Origin of the sequence: Bradyrhizobium sp. 482_C4_N1_8 (assembly GCF_052075965.1) — a bacterium.
GTDB classification, from domain to species: Bacteria; Pseudomonadota; Alphaproteobacteria; order Rhizobiales; family Xanthobacteraceae; genus Bradyrhizobium; species Bradyrhizobium barranii.
The window spans coordinates 194,998-210,361 of sequence record NZ_CP197231.1 but is presented as its reverse complement, the minus strand read 5'-3'; the positions used below and the strand labels follow the sequence as shown (position 1 = coordinate 210,361).

13 protein-coding genes are annotated in these 15,364 nt (G+C 64.2%); 9 read left to right on the top strand and 4 right to left on the bottom strand.

All coding sequences use genetic code 11. The features are described 5' to 3' along the window. Positions 1–105 precede the first annotated feature (105 nt). From AB7Z56_RS00925 to AB7Z56_RS00900, 6 genes are all read left to right on the top strand, one after another. Positions 106–1,821 (top strand): type I secretion system permease/ATPase, encoded by a 1,716-nt coding sequence (locus AB7Z56_RS00925; RefSeq protein WP_231145447.1) that lies wholly within the window; start codon positions 106–108, stop codon positions 1,819–1,821. Continuing rightward, entirely contained in the window at positions 1,818–3,179 is a 1,362-nt protein-coding gene (locus AB7Z56_RS00920; protein ID WP_354124757.1) for an HlyD family type I secretion periplasmic adaptor subunit, read from the top strand. Before AB7Z56_RS00925 ends, AB7Z56_RS00920 begins: the two co-directional genes overlap by 4 nt. A gap of 178 nt (positions 3,180–3,357) precedes the next feature. Next, entirely contained in the window at positions 3,358–4,440 is a 1,083-nt protein-coding gene (locus tag AB7Z56_RS00915; RefSeq protein WP_283017902.1) for a helix-turn-helix transcriptional regulator, read from the top strand. A 29-nt stretch (positions 4,441–4,469) separates the two neighbouring features. After that, positions 4,470–5,468 carry a M23 family metallopeptidase gene (locus AB7Z56_RS00910; protein WP_283017901.1) on the top strand — a complete coding sequence of 333 codons (999 nt, stop codon included), beginning with the start codon at positions 4,470–4,472 and terminating at the stop codon, positions 5,466–5,468. A 103-nt stretch (positions 5,469–5,571) separates the two neighbouring features. Beyond that, entirely contained in the window at positions 5,572–6,387 is an 816-nt protein-coding gene (gene dapB, locus AB7Z56_RS00905; protein ID WP_028148808.1) for a 4-hydroxy-tetrahydrodipicolinate reductase, read from the top strand. 106 nt (positions 6,388–6,493) lie between these two features. Next, positions 6,494–7,117, top strand: a complete 624-nt coding sequence (locus tag AB7Z56_RS00900) for a 2,3-bisphosphoglycerate-dependent phosphoglycerate mutase (protein ID WP_014490847.1) — start codon at positions 6,494–6,496, stop codon at positions 7,115–7,117. Positions 7,118–7,240: 123 nt separating this feature from the next. On the opposite strand, the gene AB7Z56_RS00895 is transcribed toward AB7Z56_RS00900, so the two are convergent. Next, positions 7,241–8,137, bottom strand: a complete 897-nt coding sequence (locus AB7Z56_RS00895; RefSeq protein WP_063980239.1) for a methylated-DNA--[protein]-cysteine S-methyltransferase — start codon at positions 8,135–8,137, stop codon at positions 7,241–7,243. 55 nt (positions 8,138–8,192) lie between these two features. After that, on the bottom strand, positions 8,193–8,726 hold the full coding sequence (locus tag AB7Z56_RS00890; RefSeq protein ID WP_063980238.1) for a DUF2244 domain-containing protein: 534 nt from the start codon (positions 8,724–8,726) through the stop codon (positions 8,193–8,195). A 22-nt stretch (positions 8,727–8,748) separates the two neighbouring features. On the opposite strand from AB7Z56_RS00890, the gene nth reads away from it, so the two are divergent. Genes nth through AB7Z56_RS00875 form a run of 3 tightly spaced genes read left to right on the top strand, consistent with a single transcriptional unit; the run spans position 8,749 to position 12,361 of the window. Then, positions 8,749–9,516, top strand: a complete 768-nt coding sequence (gene nth / locus AB7Z56_RS00885) for an endonuclease III (protein ID WP_063980237.1) — start codon at positions 8,749–8,751, stop codon at positions 9,514–9,516. A 57-nt stretch (positions 9,517–9,573) separates the two neighbouring features. Beyond that, positions 9,574–10,746, top strand: coding sequence for an HlyD family secretion protein (locus tag AB7Z56_RS00880; protein ID WP_441256137.1), 1,173 nt, complete (start codon positions 9,574–9,576; stop codon positions 10,744–10,746). Beyond that, complete coding sequence (locus AB7Z56_RS00875) at positions 10,733–12,361, top strand: MFS transporter (RefSeq protein ID WP_063980235.1); 1,629 nt, start codon at positions 10,733–10,735, stop codon at positions 12,359–12,361. The genes AB7Z56_RS00880 and AB7Z56_RS00875 overlap by 14 nt, the downstream gene beginning before the upstream one ends. 6 nt (positions 12,362–12,367) lie before the next feature. Here AB7Z56_RS00875 and AB7Z56_RS00870 read toward each other — a convergent pair whose 3' ends face one another. Then, entirely contained in the window at positions 12,368–13,108 is a 741-nt protein-coding gene (locus AB7Z56_RS00870) for a sulfate transporter family protein (protein ID WP_063980234.1), read from the bottom strand. Positions 13,109–13,299: 191 nt separating this feature from the next. Then, complete coding sequence (locus tag AB7Z56_RS00865; RefSeq protein WP_231143743.1) at positions 13,300–15,327, bottom strand: S8 family serine peptidase; 2,028 nt, start codon at positions 15,325–15,327, stop codon at positions 13,300–13,302. Positions 15,328–15,364: the final 37 nt, after the last annotated feature.

Sequence of the window (15,364 nt, the reverse complement as noted above, 5' to 3'; positions counted from 1 at the left end):
GCGGCTGTCAGGCCGCCCCGCCCTCATTTCAGTCAGTGATAGTGCCGGCAAGTTATGTATTCGCGTAACCGTGGTGTGATCCCAGCATCTGGTCAGAGATTGCTGGTGGCCTTGATTCCGGGACGATTCGCATTGGTGTGGATCGTTTGTTTCAGCGTGTCCGTAAACCTGCTGCTGCTGGTCGTACCTTTCTATTCAATCGAAGTGTTCGACCGCGTGCTCAGCAGCGGAAGCGTCGAGACGCTTGTCGGCCTCACCGTCATCGCCGTCGGCGCTCTCGCCTTCAGCGCCGCCTTCGACACGTTTCGTAACCGCCTGTTGAGCCGGTTCGCGGTCGGGTTCGAGCACTGCCTCGCTCCGATCATCCTTGAAGGCAGCATCACCGGCGCGGCGCCGGGCGACGGCCGGCAGCACGATCTGGTCAAGCTTCGCGAGTTGAGAACTTTCCTGTCGAGCGGAACGGTCACATCGCTGATAGATGCTCCGTTCCTCCCGGTGTTTATTCTCATCCTGTTCTTCCTGCACCCCTGGTATGGCGTCATAGCCCTGATCGGGGTGGGGGTCCTGCTGGCGATGGGTGTTGCAAGCCACTGGATCGCGCGCGGGGAAATTGCGCAGGCTTCGCAAGCGGCGTTGAAGACGCAGGCGTTGCTCGATGGAATCGTCCGGCACTCCAGCGTGGTGCGGGCGATGGGCTGGACCCGGGGCGCCATCCGCGCGTTCATGAGCCTCAATGACGAAGCCCTGTCTCCGGTGGTGCGGGCCAGCGAACGCATCTACACGATTAGCGCCGCCGCGCGAATGGTCAGGACCATCCTGCAGATTGCCGCGATCGGCTGCGGTGCCTGGCTCGTGCTCCAGAACGAGGTGCTGTCCGGCAGTCTGATCGCGAGCTCGATCCTGATAGCGCGCACGTTGCAGCCCATGGAAGGGTTGGTCTCGGCCTGGCGCGCGTTGGCATCTGCGCAGGACGCGTGGACGCAAGTCTGCAACGCCGCGATGCCGGTGCTTGCGCGTCCGCGGAAGACGTTGCTTCCGCCGCCAGCCGGCATGCTCAAGGTAGAGCGGGTGACATTCCGGATTGGCGGGACGCAGCGTCCCATTCTCGCGGGCATATCCTTTCAATGCCGGCCGTCCGAGCTTGTCGTCGTGATCGGGCCGACCGGCGCCGGAAAATCCACATTGCTGCGCTTGATGGCAGGCCTCGATCGGCCGACCAGCGGTACGATCCGGTTGGACCACGCAGCACTCCATACCTGGGATCCCGACCAGCTTGGGCAATTCGTCGGCTATCTCCCCCAGGACGTGCAGCTCCTGGAAGGAACGGTGGCCGAAGCCATTGCCGGGTTTGATGAATACGCACGGGACGAGGCCATCGTCGCCGCGGCCATGCTCGCGCAGGCGCATGAGATGATCCTGTCCCTTCCGGCCGGCTACCAGACCGAGATCGGCCGCGACGGCTGCAGGCTATCCGGTGGCCAGCGTCAGCGCATTGGTCTTGCCCGCGCCTTCTTCGGCGATCGCAAATTGATCCTGCTGGATGAGCCCAATGCCAATCTCGACCCGGACGGCGAAGAAGCGTTGTGCTCCGCCATTCAATCGGCCAAAGCGCGCGGCGCGGCGTCGGTGATCGTCACCCACCGGCCGCGGCTGTTGACCATCGCCGATGCCGTGCTGCTGTTGAGGGACGGCAACCAGGTCGCCTTCGGACCGCCATATGACGTACTTCGCGCCCAGCGGCCGGCACCGGTACCGGGTTCGGCAGGGCTCCCGCGCAATGTCGAACCTCAGAGGTTGCCAGGCAGGAGGGTCATTCCATGACGCAGACCGGTCATGCCTCCGCGATGTCCGCGCCTGTTGCAGGTCCGTCGAAGACCTGGCCGACGGAGCAACCGCGATCCGACATGCGACGGATCATCGCATGGGGCTGTGTATTGCTCGTCCTGCAATTTTGCGGCTTCGGCTTGTGGGCAACCACGGTTCCGCTCCGCGGCGCCGTCGTGGCACCAGGATTCATCAAGGTCCATTCGAAGCGCAAGGCGGTGCAACATCTGGAAGGCGGAATCATCAAATCGATCTATGTCCGGGAGAACGATCACGTCGAAGCCGGTCAACTCATTGCACGGCTCGACACCGCGCAGATCGAAGGGAGCCTTGGTTCCCTCGAAACCAAGTTCTTTGCTGATCTGGCGATGGAGGCCCGGCTGGCGGCGGAGCAAGACGGTGCGAAGTCAATCCGGTTTCCGGACGAATTGCGGGAAAGTGCAACGCGTCTCTCCGCACGTATCGCCATTCAAACCCAGGAGGCCGAATTTGCCGCGCGACTGGCCGCGATTGAGAACGAGCGCAAGGTGATCGATCAGCAGATGCTGCAAAACGCGGACACCATCCGCGGCCTGCAGAGCAACACCCAAGGACTTGAACAGCAACTCAAGCTGTTGCGGGAAGAGATCGCCGACACGAGTTATCTCCTCGCAAAGGGCCTCGCCCGGAAACCACGTTTGCTGGCCTTGCAACGGGCCGAAGCCGAGGCCACCGGACAGGTCGATCGCAATGCCGCGTCAATCTCGGAGATGCAGGGCAAGATCGCGGAGTTGCAGGACAGACGCAGGCAACTGGGGTTCAACCAAAATCAGGATATCGCCAAGCAGCGGCATGCGACGAGCGAGGAGATCGGCGACCTCAGACATCGAATTGCCGCGTTGCGTGCCCAGCTTGTCCGGTCTGAATTGCGTGCCCCGGAAAGTGGAAGGATCGTCGGCCTCAACAGCAGGGACCTTAATGCCGTGCTTGGACCTCGGGAAACCCTTTTGGAAATCGTTCCGATGCAAGATCGGCTTGTCATCGAGGCGACATTGAAGCCTGCCGATCGGGAAGAGGTCTATGTCGGACAGATGGCGCGTGTGCGAGTTCACGCGCTGAACATTCGCCGCCGGCCGATGCTCGAGGCAAGGGTCGTCGGCGTTGCGGCAGACGCACTGACCGACACCCATTCCGGCGACAGCTCCTATTTGGCCGAGGTTGAGCTGGACCCCAACGCGCCGACGGCCTCCTACATCTCCACATTGATGCCTGGAATGCCTGTCGAGATATTTGTCGAGACGGGGGAACGAACCTTTGCGGAATATCTTTTGCAGCCGATGACGTTACGGATCAACCGTGCGTTCAGGGAGAATTAAGCGCTGGTAAGGGGTGGGCCGGCCTATGAGGGAGGCGACCGTGCATGAGTGCAGTAAGGCACTACCTTCCGCACAGGATGATTTTCGTTCCGATTGCGTCGAGCGCGCCTCGAAGCAAGGCAATGACGGATGCGGTCCGTCTGGGTCTTGTCCGGAGCCACGCCCGCAACAGGCCGCAATGGAATATTTCGCAAAGGCCATGGCGGAATTGCTCGGCTGCCGGAGCTGCTACGTAGCCATGCTATCCGCCTCCGGGCTGGAAGAAGCCAGGATCGGAGATGCTCCTGCCGATCCGTCATGCGCGGCGATGGTTGAGCGATTTGCGCGCAAGGGTACAGCCGAGGACGTCGCCTCGCTCGAGCCGATCAATTCCCGGACCTCCTTCGTCCGCAAGTTGATCGGCGCGGAACCCCCGGTAAAGAGTCATTCAGTCATTGGCAGGTTTGCTTCCGATGAGCGAACCACGGTCGTGTTCGTGGCCGGATGGCGACCGGCCGCGCTTGCGGCATCGGAGATTCCGGGCTTGGCGCATACCGTGCGCCCGTTATGGAAGGCTGCTCATTCACTTGCCCGGCAAGCGCCGGGGCAGGTCGATGCGCAACTCTGGCTCGAAGAGCTGACCTTTCCCGCCATCGTCGTGGACCAGGGCCTGCACATTTACGCAGTCAATCGTGGTGGACGCGTGCTGCTTGCCAAGCGCGAGTTGCTCAGGATGGAAGGAGGCAGGCTTGCTGGCTCATGCGCTTCCGTGACCGAGAGCTTGCGGGGGGCAATCGGGAAAGTGCTCATCGAGAGCGGGACTCATGGATGGTTCAACACTACGGTACCGCTTTCGACGGATCGTCAGCAGTTCGCCTTCGCCAAGATCGGCGCTGTTCCAACGCATGACAAGCTGGGACAGGCCCTCATCGTCGTGCCGCAATTCGATGACGTGCAGGGCGCGCACTGCATCGCATCTGCCTTTGGCTTGAACTGGGCTGAGGAAAGAATCGTCGCCCGGATTCTTCAATTCCAGTGCCCTCGCGATATTGGAGCCGAGCTTGGGCTGACCGAGGCAACGGTGCGAACCTACACCAAGAGGATCATGCTCAAACTGGGGATCAACCGACAGTCGGAGTTCTTTCTTCTGTATCATCTCACCCAATCGCCTTTTGGCGCTGGCAGGCGCGAGAACTGGGTGAGCCGGTCGGCCTCCGATTGTCGATTGGACGAAGAGGGTCCGATGAGATTGCGGACGGCCGGCAAGCATTCGCCTGAATGAGTACGGGGTTCTCCGCGATGTCGAGGCGCATGGGCAGCGCAGGTTTCCTCTACCGGATGTTCGCTGCCCTGGCATTGGCCGGGGCCGGCTTCCCTGCCCATGCCCAGAGCATTCAATTGGCGCTGCCGATTGCCTGCGAGCCTGGCCGCACCTGCTACATCCAGAATTACACGGATCTCGATCCGTCGCGGTCGGCGCGAGATTACAAATGCGGCACGCTGACTTATGACGACCACAACGGCACCGATTTTCGTTTGCCCTCACTGCCGGTGCAAAGGGCCGGCGTGGACGTGCGCGCGGCGGCAGGCGGCCGTATTCTTCGTACACGCAATGACGCGCCGGACGGCGCTTTCACAAAATCGGGACGCGAAGCGGTGCGCGAGGCCGAATGTGGCAATGGCGTCGTCATCGAACATCCGGAGCAGTGGGAAACCCAGTACTGCCACCTCGCCGCCGGCAGTGTGTCGGTCAAGCCTGGAGACAAGGTCGACCTAGGACAGCCGCTCGGCCGTGTCGGTCTCTCCGGCCTCACGGAGTATCCTCACCTGCATTTCACCGTGAGGCACAATGGCGCGGTGGTCGATCCCTTTGCGTACGGCGTTCGCCCCGAGTCTTGCGAGGGCGGTCAATCGCTCTGGCTTGCTGCCCTCCGCCCGAAACTCGAGTACCAGGAACGAGCCATCCTCAATGCGGGCTTTACGACGGGGCCGGTCACGATGGAACTCATCGAGGACGGCAGTGCCGAGAGCCAAAAGCCGTCCGTCGGTTCGATGGCGATCGTCGCGTTCGTGCGGGCTATCGGGCTGAAGGCGGGCGACGCGCAATGGCTGCTCATCAAGGATCCCCTCGACAACGTCATCGCGGAAAATCGGTCTGCACCACTTCAGGCCAACAAGGCGCAATTCATGCTCTTTGCGGGGAAGAAGCGACCTCCCGGGGGGTGGGAACGCGGCTCCTACAAGGCCACTTATGTTGTAGAGCGCGATGGCCAGGTCGTGCTCAGGAAAGACCTGGAGCTCATGCTCTAGCGTTGCATCTGTGCTTGGGGAGACCCGCGCCACGGGCCTTTTGAAGGCCTGATCGGTTGCCGGAACGGCCCGCTCCCGCTATAGGGCGTGGAGAGGGTGAACTATGTCCGATATGCGTTTGATTGTTGCCGGGGCAGGCGGCCGGATGGGCCGGGCGCTGGCACGAGCCATTGCCGACACTGAAGGCGCGGTGCTGGCGGGAGCCCTGGAGGCGCCCGGCTCGGAGCTGCTCGGCAAGGATGCCGGCGTACTCGCGGGCCTGCCTGCCAACGGCGTCAAACTCTCGGCCGACCTCTGGGCGATGTCGAAAGATGCCGACGGCATCCTGGATTTCACCGTGCCGGCCGCGACCATCGCCAATGTCGCGATCGCTGCCGAGCGCGGCATCGTGCACGTCATCGGCACCACCGGACTGTCGGCCTCCGACAACGCCGTGATCAAGAGCGTCACCAACCGTGCGGTCGTGGTGCAGTCGGGCAATATGAGCCTGGGCGTCAATCTGCTCGCCGCGGTGGTCAAGCGCGTCGCCAAGGCACTCGACGAGAGCTTCGACATCGAGGTCGTGGAAACCCACCACCGCATGAAGATCGATGCGCCCTCGGGCACTGCGCTGATGCTGGGCCAGGCCGCCGCCGCCGGCCGCGGCATCTCGCTCGATGAGCATTCGGATCGCGGCCGCGACGGCATCACCGGCGCGCGCAAGCCGGGCGACATCGGCTTTGCCTCCTTGCGCGGCGGCACCGTTGCCGGCGAGCACAGCGTGACCTTTCTTGGTCCGTTCGAACGCCTGACGCTGTCGCATCTCGCCGAAGACCGCATGCTGTTCGCACACGGCGCGCTCAAGGCGGCGCTGTGGGCGCATGGCAAGAAGCCGGGGCACTACTCCATGGCCGACGTGCTCGGTCTCGCAGACATCTGAGCGAGCCGGAGCATGAACCGGACCCGAAGGGCCGCGTTAGCGCAAGACGTGAAGCGGCTTTCCGCCAAGATCATTCCTCAACAATAACCTGAATGGAAAGCAGTCAATGAGCGAACGTCTCCTCGTGCTCGTGCGCCACGGTCAGAGCGAGTGGAATCTGAAGAACCTGTTCACGGGCTGGAAGGATCCTGATCTCACCGAGCTCGGCGTGAAGGAAGCCACGGAAGCCGGCCGCAAGCTGAAGGCGCAGGGCCTCGTGTTCGACGTCGCCTACACCTCGGTCTTGACGCGCGCGCAGCACACGCTCGATCTCATTCTCGGCGAGCTCGACCAGAAGGGCCTGCCGACCTCCAAAGACCTCGCGCTGAACGAGCGCGACTATGGCGATCTCTCCGGCCTCAACAAGGACGACGCCCGCAAGAAATGGGGCGAGGACCAGGTGCTGATCTGGCGCCGCTCATACGATGTGCCGCCGCCCGGCGGCGAAAGCCTGAAGGATACGCTGGCGCGCGCGCTGCCCTACTACGTGCAGGAGATCCTGCCCGGCGTGCTCAACGGCAAGCGCACGCTGGTCGCCGCCCACGGCAACTCGCTGCGCGCGCTGATCATGGTGCTGGAAAAGCTCTCGCCCGAAGGCATTTTGAAGCGCGAGCTCGCGACCGGTGTGCCGATCATCTACCGGCTCAACGCGGATTCGACGGTGGCCTCGAAGCTGGATCTGGCGGGCTGAGCTTCGCCACAAGCGCGGAGTCGTAGGGTGGGCAAAGCGTAGCGTGCCCACCATGTGTCAGCGATCGCGGAAGAATGGTGGGCACGGCGCTATGCGCCTTTGCCCACCCTACGGAAGCGGGGCCTACTGCATCCCCAGCTGCCCGGCCTCCCAGCCCAGCATCGCCTGCTTGCGGGTGATGCCCCAGTGATAGCCGGTGAGCGTGCCGCTCTTGCCGAGCGCGCGGTGGCAGGGCACAACGAACGAGACCGGGTTCTTGCCGACCGCAGCGCCGACGGCGCGTGAGGCCTTCGGGCTGTTGATGTTGCAGGCGATGTCGGAATAGGACACCGCGCGACCCATCGGGATCTTCAGCAGCGTCTCCCACACCCGTACCTCGAAATCGGTGCCGATCATCACCACGCGCAACGGCTGGTCCGGCCGCCACAGCCTGGTGTCGAAGATGCGCTGTGCGAGCGGTGCGGTGCCTTCGTGATCCTCGACGTAAGTTGCGTTGCGCCATCGCCGCGTCATGTCGGCGAGCGCGACCTTCTCCTCACCGGGATCGGCGAACGCAAGGCCTGACAGGCCGCGGTCGGTGGCGATCACGATCGCCGTGCCGAACGGCGAGGGATGGAAGCCGTAGCGCAGCGTCAGGCCCGCGCCGCCGTTCTTCCATTCGCCGGGCGACATCGCTTCATGGGTGACGAAGAGATCGTGCAGCCGGCCCGGTCCTGAAAGACCTGAATCGAGCGCGGCATCGAGGATGCTCGCGGAGTCCCGCAACAGTCCCTTGGCGTGATCGAGCGTCAGCGCCTGCATGAACGCCTTCGGCGTGATCGAGGCCCAGCGGCGGAACAGATGGTGCAGCTCATCCGGCGTGACGCCCGCCGCATCGGCCATCGCTTCGATGGCCGGCTGGGTGCGCCAGTTCTCCGAGATGAACGCGATCGCCCGGCGCACGGAGTCGTAATCGCGCAACGCGGCGTTCTGGGAGCCCGGCTTGGCCAGGCGCTGGTCATTTATGGCGAGTGTCATCATGACTGGAAATGTAGGCGTGGCGCCGGGCCGAAACCACCCGATTTCCGATTCGGAGTCAGGAGACCGGGTTGTAGGTCGGGCCGCGCTTGGCGGCGTTCAGGGCCTCAACCAAGCCTTTGTAAAAACTTGCCTTTTCGTCCGGGCCGAGGAAGCGGGCGATCTGGATCTGATGGCCGCGCGAGATCAAATAGAGATGCTCGATGCCAAAATCCTCGTCGACCTCCATATCGAGGCGGACCCAGAGCGGATTGAACGTCCATTCGGCGACCTGGCCGCGATGACTGACGCGCCGCACCCGCAGTTCGGACGCCGTGACCGAAATCTCCTCGCGCGCCCGCGCGCTGCGGAAATTGGCCTTGAAGGCCCACCAGATCACCAGCACGTCGAGGCCGAAGAAGCCGAACACCGGCCACGCACCCATCATCAGGAAGGCGAGGCCGGTGGCAAAGCTCACCACGCTCAGGAACAGCATCACGGCGAGGAAGCCGGTGCGGTTCAGCGAGCGGTGCGGCGTCAGGAGCGCGGAGAAGATCTGAGGGTCCGTCTCGCTTTCAGATCGCCCGCGCTCAATTTCGTTGCCTGTGCTCATCGTCCCTCAGTATATCCGGATCATGGCGAAAATCACCCGCAAGCCGGCCCCGCGCAAAGCGTCCGTGCCGAAGAAAAAGGCAAAGGCGATAGTTGCGAAGCCGAGGGCTCCCGCCAGGAAATCGCTCAAGGCCGCAAGACCCAATTCTACCAAACCTTGGACGCCGGCCGAGATCCACGAGGTCTTCAGCCGTTTCCGCAAGGCCAATTCGGAGCCGAAAGGCGAGCTCGAGCACGTCAATCCCTTCACGCTGCTGGTCGCCGTGGTGCTGTCGGCGCAGGCCACCGATGCCGGGGTCAACAAGGCGACGCGCGCCTTGTTCGAGATCGCCGACACGCCGCAGAAGATGCTCGACGTCGGCGAGGAACGCTTGCGCGAATACATCAAGACCATCGGCCTCTATCGCACCAAGGCCAGGAACGTGATTGCGCTATCGGCAAAGGTGCTCAGCGAATTCGGCGGCGAGGTGCCGCGCACGCGCGCCGGGATCGAATCCCTGCCAGGCGCCGGGCGCAAGACCGCCAACGTGGTGCTCAACATGGCCTTCGGCGAGCACACCATGGCGGTGGACACGCATGTGTTTCGCGTCGGCAACCGCACCGGGATGGCGCCCGGCAAGACGCCGCTCGAAGTCGAGCTTGGTCTCGAAAAGGTGATCCCGGCCGAGTTCATGTTGCACGCCCATCATTGGCTGATCCTGCATGGCCGCTATACTTGCCTCGCCCGCAAGCCGCGCTGTGAGGTGTGTCTGATCAACGATCTCTGCCGATGGCCGGAGAAGACGGTCTGAGGTGGCGCCGTCGTTTCGGGGGGGCGATGTGAAGCAAGCCGGTTTTGGGGGCATGTCGTGAGTCAGCAAGAACAAATCTCATCGCCATTGCCATCGCCATTGCCATCGCCATCGCCACCGCCACCGCCGGCCGCGGCACCGGCTCCGCCGCCGAAGCCGACGCAGCGGCCGGCGAGCTCGCTCTGGGGCCGGCTCGCGATCCCCCTGTTCGCCGTGATCGTCGCGCTCGCCTTCGTGGCACTGGCGACGCTGCGCTTCGACGAATGGGTCGGCAACGCCGTGGTCCAGACCACCAACGACGCCTATGTGCGCGCCGATCTGACGCGGCTTGCAAGCCGCGTCTCCGGCGAAGTGCTGACCGTCGGGGTCTCCGACTTCCAGCGCGTCAAGGCCGGCGATCTCCTGATCCAGATCGATCCCGCCGACTACCAGGCCCAGGTCGCGCAGTCCGAGGCCGCTGTCGCCGCCGCGCAGGCCGTGCTCGACAATCTGAGCAACCAGGTCGAGCTGCAATATGCGACCATCGCGCAGGCGCAGGCCGCGCAGCTGTCAGCGGAAGCGTTGGAGGTCGAGGCCCGGCAGGAGCAGGATCGCCAGAAATCCCTGACGCAGACGGAAGCCGGCACGCGGCAGCGGCTGGAACAGGCCGTCGCGGGCTACGCGAAGGCGCAGGCCGACGTGCGTGCCAGTCGCGCCGTCATCGCCGCGCAGCAGCATCAACTCGAAGTTCTGCAGGGCACCAAGAAGCAGCGCGCCGCCGATGTCGCGGCGGCCAAGGCGACGCTGGCGAGCGCGAAGCTGAAGCTCGGCTATACCAGGATCACCGCGCCGTTCGACGGCGTCGTCGGCGAGCGCCAGGTGCAGCCCGGCGACTACGTCAACATCGGCACCAACCTCATCAATGTGGTGCCGCTGCCGAAGGTCTACGTGATCGCGAATTACAAGGAGACCCAGCTCACGCATGTCGCGCCGGGCCAGCCGGTCGAGATCACCGTCGATGGCTTCCCGCGCGAGAAGCTGCGCGGCAAGGTCGAGCGCATTGCCCCCGCGACCGGCGCGCAGGTGGCCCTGCTGCCGCCGGACAATGCGACCGGCAATTTCACCAAAGTCGTGCAGCGCATTCCCGTGCGCATCCAGTTCGACGACAACCAGCCGCTGCTGGCGCGGCTGGTGCCGGGCATGTCGGTCGTCACCAGCATCGACACGAAGGCCGCGAATGGCGGAAAATGACGATGCCGGCCGCGGGCCTCTCTCGCGCGGCGGCATCGCGCCACAGCCGTTGTTTGCCGTGGCGGCGGTGCTGCTCGGCTCGTTCCTCGCCAATTTCGACAGCCGGCTGACCACGGTCGGTCTGCCGGACCTGCGCGGTGCGTTCTCGCTCTCGTTTGACGAGGGCGCCTGGCTTTCGACCGCTGGCATCGGCTCGCAGATCCTGATTGCGCCGGCGGTGGCGTGGCTCGCGACGGTGTTCGGCCTGCGCCGCGTGCTCGGCATCCCGAGCCTCGTCTACGCCGCGGTGTCGCTGATCATTCCCTTCGTGCACGATTATCCGACGCTGCTCGCGCTCAGCGTCGTTCATGGCCTGCTGCTCGGCACCTTCGTGCCTGCGACGCTCATGATCGTGTTACGAAACCTGCCGATCCGATGGTGGGTGCCGGCGATCTCGCTCTATTCGATCCGGGTCGGCTTTGCGCTGGATACGTCGAGCTCCCTGGTCGGCTTCTATGTCGACCATCTCGGCTGGCAATGGATGTACTGGCAGAGCGTCGTGATCGCGCCCTTGATGGGCCTGATGGTTTATCTGGGCACGCCGAGCGAGCCGGTGAACCGCACGCTGCTGCGCGAGGCCGATTGGGGCGGCATGCTGCTGCTCGGCGCCGCGGTCTCGATGATCTATGCCGGCCTCGACCAGGGCAATCGCCTGGACTGGCTCGGCTCGGGGACGGTGATGGCGCTGCTCGTCAGCGGTGTGGTGCTGTTCGCAGGCTTCCTCGTCAACGAGTCGCTGGTGCGACAGCCCTGGGCGCATGTCAACGTGCTGTTCTCGCGCAATGTCGGGTTGGGGCTGATCTTGATCCTGCTCTACACGCTGACCAGCCTCTCCAACTCGTCGCTGGTGCCGAACTTCCTCGGCAATGTCGTTCTGCTCAGGCCGGAGCAGAGCGGGATGTTGCTGCTCACCTATGGCGCGCTGCCGATGTTCGTGCTGGTGCCGATCTCGATCTGGCTGCTGCGGCATTTCGATACGCGGCTTGTCGTGGTGCTGGGCTTTGCCTGCTTTGCCGCGGCCAATCTCTGGGGCACGCAGCTCAGCCATGTCTGGGCGCGCGAGGATTTTGTCGGCATCGTGCTGCTCCAGGCGATCGGGCAGTCGCTGCTCCTGCTGCCGATCATCATCACGCTGCTGTCGAACGCCGATCCGAGCCGCGCCACCTCCTTTGCCGCCTACATCCAGATCATGCGGCTCGGCGGCGCGGAGATCGGCATCGCGCTGATGGGAACGTGGCTGCGCGTGCGCGAGCAGGTCCATTCCTTCTATCTCGGCCAGGACCTTGTGGTCGGCAATGCCGACGTGGTGGGTAGGCTCAAGCAGCTCGCCGATTACTTCGCGGCCCATGGCACCGGAATGGCGCAGGCGCGCGCGGTCGGCACGCTCGCGGGCCTGGTGCAGCGCGAGGCCAATGTGCTCGCCTATATCGACGGCTTCTGGCTGTGCTTCTGGCTAGCGATGGTCGCGCTCGGCGTCGTCGCGCTGATCACCCGGGCGCCACCGGGCCCGTTCACGCCGGCGCCGTTCGGTTTCGCCAAGATGCTGCTGCGCAAATGCGGGGTGCAAGTGAACTGAGAGGCCTCACCGCATCTGCCGCGCCGGCTCGATCAGCTCGGGCCGCGGCCCCGACAGGCGCTTGTGCATGTGGACCATGAACGCCATGCCGAAGATCGGCGTCGCCAGATTGACGATCGGGATCGAGACGAAGGCCGCAATGAAAAGGCCGGCGGTGAAGATGGTCGCGGCGTTGTCGCGCCGCATCGCCCTGGCCTCCTCCGGCGAACGGAAGCGCATCGCGGCGAGCTCGAAATATTCGCGCCCGAGCAGCCAGGCGGCGGCGACGAAGAAGATCAGGAATCCGGCACCAGCGAACAGGACCAGCGGCAACGCCACCAGATAGACCACGATCGTCAGCAGCGCGGTCTTGACGCCCTCGTAGATCGCCTGGCTGAACGGCAGCGCAGCGCCCGGCCGCTCGGCGGGATAGTGCTCGCGCTCGACGATGTCGGCGACGTCGTCGACGAACAGGCTCGCCACCAGCGAGGTGATCGCAGGCATCAGGAACACACCGCCGAACACGACGCCGAGGCCCGCCGTGATCGAGACGATCCAGGCGAGGACCTCGAGCGAGGAATGCCAGCTCGGCCCGAGCAGGCCTTCCAGCCAGACCTCACCATAGGTCGCAAACCAGCTCAGCAGCCGCTGCAAGCCGATCGCCAGCACGATGATCAGGACCAGTGCAAGCCCGATCGATCGCCACAGGATCGAGCGCATCGGCGGCGAGATCAATTGCGACAGCGCCTTTACGGCGGCATCCAGCATCGGAGTACCTCTCAGCAAAACCACCCGCGAGAGGTAGACATGCGCGGAAGGTTCGACAAGAGGTCGAGCTTTCCGGGACAGATTGCCGCGCCTGGAGCTTGGGTTCTGAGTGAATCAGAACGGAAGCTCAAGGCGCTTGTTTTGACGCGTTTTCTTCGCGCGAACCGGCAGCCACTTCGCTTGAAGACGCTCTAGCTCACCCTGATGACGAGGGCATAGTTCTGCGGCGCGACGGCGATGGAATGAGCGATGACCGATATCACCGCTTCGCCGGCCGGCAGATTTTCGAAGATGACCTGCTCCACATTGTTCCGGCGGTCGAAGTCCTTCGAGCCGGCCGGCATGTTGCCATGGCGTTCCTGCTTGTTGGCCACCACGACGAGATCGAGGTCGCTTTGCAGGCCTTCGCCGGGCGGATCGGTCCAGACCAGCGTGACCTTCAGGCGGCTGCTTCCCGCCGGTATCGTGACCGTGCGGTCTTCGCGGTCGCCGGCGTCCAGCTTCTTCTTCTCGTCGAAGAACTGCAGCTCTTCGCTCGTGGCATGGGGGCCGACCACCGCTTGAACGTCGACCCGGCCGAAGCCCTGGCTGTTGCTCGCGACGGACCCCGCCTCCGACGGATGGTATTGTCCGGCGAGACTGCGCGCTCCGTTGATGATGAGCGCCTTGAGCAGTGCGGCGCTCGGAGACTTCAGTCCCTGGCTTTTCCTCAGGAACGCCCGGATCACCGCGACGGACCCGGCCACCAGCGGCGTCGCCATGCTGGTGCCGCCTTCGAACATGTAGAGCGGATCTTGCGAGAGCTTCCATCCCTTCGATTTCGTGGCGCGGGATCGGGTTGACAGAATGAAGGATCCCGGCGCCACGACGTCGGGCTTGATGCGTTCGTCGTTGGTGGGTCCGCGGCTGCTGAACGCCACCATCCCTTCGGGATTGTTGGCCACACGATCGGAGCTGATCGGCGTGGCCGGAAAATCGTCTGGCCATGCCCTGCCGTAGGTCATGGCCTCGCTGGGACGATTGTTCTCGCAGGCGCCGATGGTGAGGCAGTTCTTGGCCGTACCCGGCGGCGTCACGGAGTTGGGGTCGACCTGGCCATTGCCATCCTTGTCGCTACCCTCATTTCCGGCGGCGAAGCAGATCAGCATGTCGCGGTGCGCGTAGACGAACGTGTCGAGCTCGTTGGCCTGGGAGTCATACACGCCGAAATTTCCGACGCTGCCCCAGGAGTTGGAATGGATTCGCGCCTTGTCCGTCTTGTAGGGCGGGCCGAACAGCGCATCGAGGCTGTCGGGCAGGCCGCCGAGATTGCCGTCGCTGTCGAGCACGGATTGCAGAACCAGCTTGGCACCGGGAGCCGTGCCGCGGATCGGGCCGTCGCTTTTCGATACGCCGTCGCCGAGAGCGGAACCCGCGACATGGGTGCCGTGACCATCAGGATCGTCTTTGCGCCCGGGCCGGCCGAGCGCGTAGAGCTTCTTGACGCGCCCCTTGAAAGCCGGGTGCGTGTTCGTGGTCGATCCCTTGTCGAAACCGGTATCGGCGATCGCGATGATCTCGCCCGCGCCTTCGCCGCCATTGCTCGGCGTCGCCGCGGGAACGCGAAGAATGCCCCGCGCGATGTTGTTGAGCAGCTTGCGGGGAAAGACCTTCTCGACGCTGCGCACCTCGTCGAGCGCCGCGACGTCGGCAAGACGGCGCATCTTCAGCGTCACACGCACCTTGGCCGTGCCCGGGACGACGTCGTCGAGCTGCACATGCGCCGCTTCCGCAATCTTCTTTGCGGCGGCCTTCACGCCGACATTGCGGTGGAGCATGACGTCGACGGTCACGCTGGTGCGGTCGAGCGCCGCCGGCTTTGCCGCAAGCGCGCGCGCCGCGGCGACGCCTCCGGGTTGGGTGTCCAGGTTGCGCAGCGCCGGCGCGATCTTCACGATGCCCGGGTAGAGGTCTGCCCATGTCACGAACGGAAGTTTCCGCACCTTGTCGAGCCCGGCCGCCGGAAAGTGACAGATGACGGCGCTGCCCGGGACGGCTTCCAGGATCTCGGCGCCGGCCTTGGCGAGCTGCCCTCTGCGCTCGGCGTTGAGCGGCTGGTTGGTCTGCACGATGATGTAGTCGGATTCCTTCGCATTCGCATGATCCAGCGACAGCGCGGCGCGTTCCGCGTGCGGAGCCGAAGGATCGATCGTGATGCCGTTGATCGTGATCTGCGCCATGGCCGTTCCACTTTCCCTGATTGATCGCCCGTCCTTT

Bases quoted from the DNA above. Each gene is read 5' to 3' on its own strand.
- AB7Z56_RS00920 (WP_354124757.1), top strand. From the start codon at position 1,818: ATGACGCAGACCGGTCATGCCTCCGCGATGTCCGCGCCTGTTGCAGGT.
- AB7Z56_RS00915 (WP_283017902.1), top strand. From the start codon at position 3,358: ATGGAATATTTCGCAAAGGCCATGGCGGAATTGCTCGGCTGCCGGAGC.
- AB7Z56_RS00910 (WP_283017901.1), top strand. From the start codon at position 4,470: ATGGGCAGCGCAGGTTTCCTCTACCGGATGTTCGCTGCCCTGGCATTG.
- dapB (WP_028148808.1), top strand. From the start codon at position 5,572: ATGTCCGATATGCGTTTGATTGTTGCCGGGGCAGGCGGCCGGATGGGC.
- AB7Z56_RS00900 (WP_014490847.1), top strand. From the start codon at position 6,494: ATGAGCGAACGTCTCCTCGTGCTCGTGCGCCACGGTCAGAGCGAGTGG.
- AB7Z56_RS00895 (WP_063980239.1), bottom strand. From the start codon at position 8,137: ATGATGACACTCGCCATAAATGACCAGCGCCTGGCCAAGCCGGGCTCC.
- AB7Z56_RS00890 (WP_063980238.1), bottom strand. From the start codon at position 8,726: ATGAGCACAGGCAACGAAATTGAGCGCGGGCGATCTGAAAGCGAGACG.
- nth (WP_063980237.1), top strand. From the start codon at position 8,749: ATGGCGAAAATCACCCGCAAGCCGGCCCCGCGCAAAGCGTCCGTGCCG.
- AB7Z56_RS00875 (WP_063980235.1), top strand. From the start codon at position 10,733: ATGGCGGAAAATGACGATGCCGGCCGCGGGCCTCTCTCGCGCGGCGGC.
- AB7Z56_RS00870 (WP_063980234.1), bottom strand. From the start codon at position 13,108: ATGCTGGATGCCGCCGTAAAGGCGCTGTCGCAATTGATCTCGCCGCCG.
- AB7Z56_RS00865 (WP_231143743.1), bottom strand. From the start codon at position 15,327: ATGGCGCAGATCACGATCAACGGCATCACGATCGATCCTTCGGCTCCG.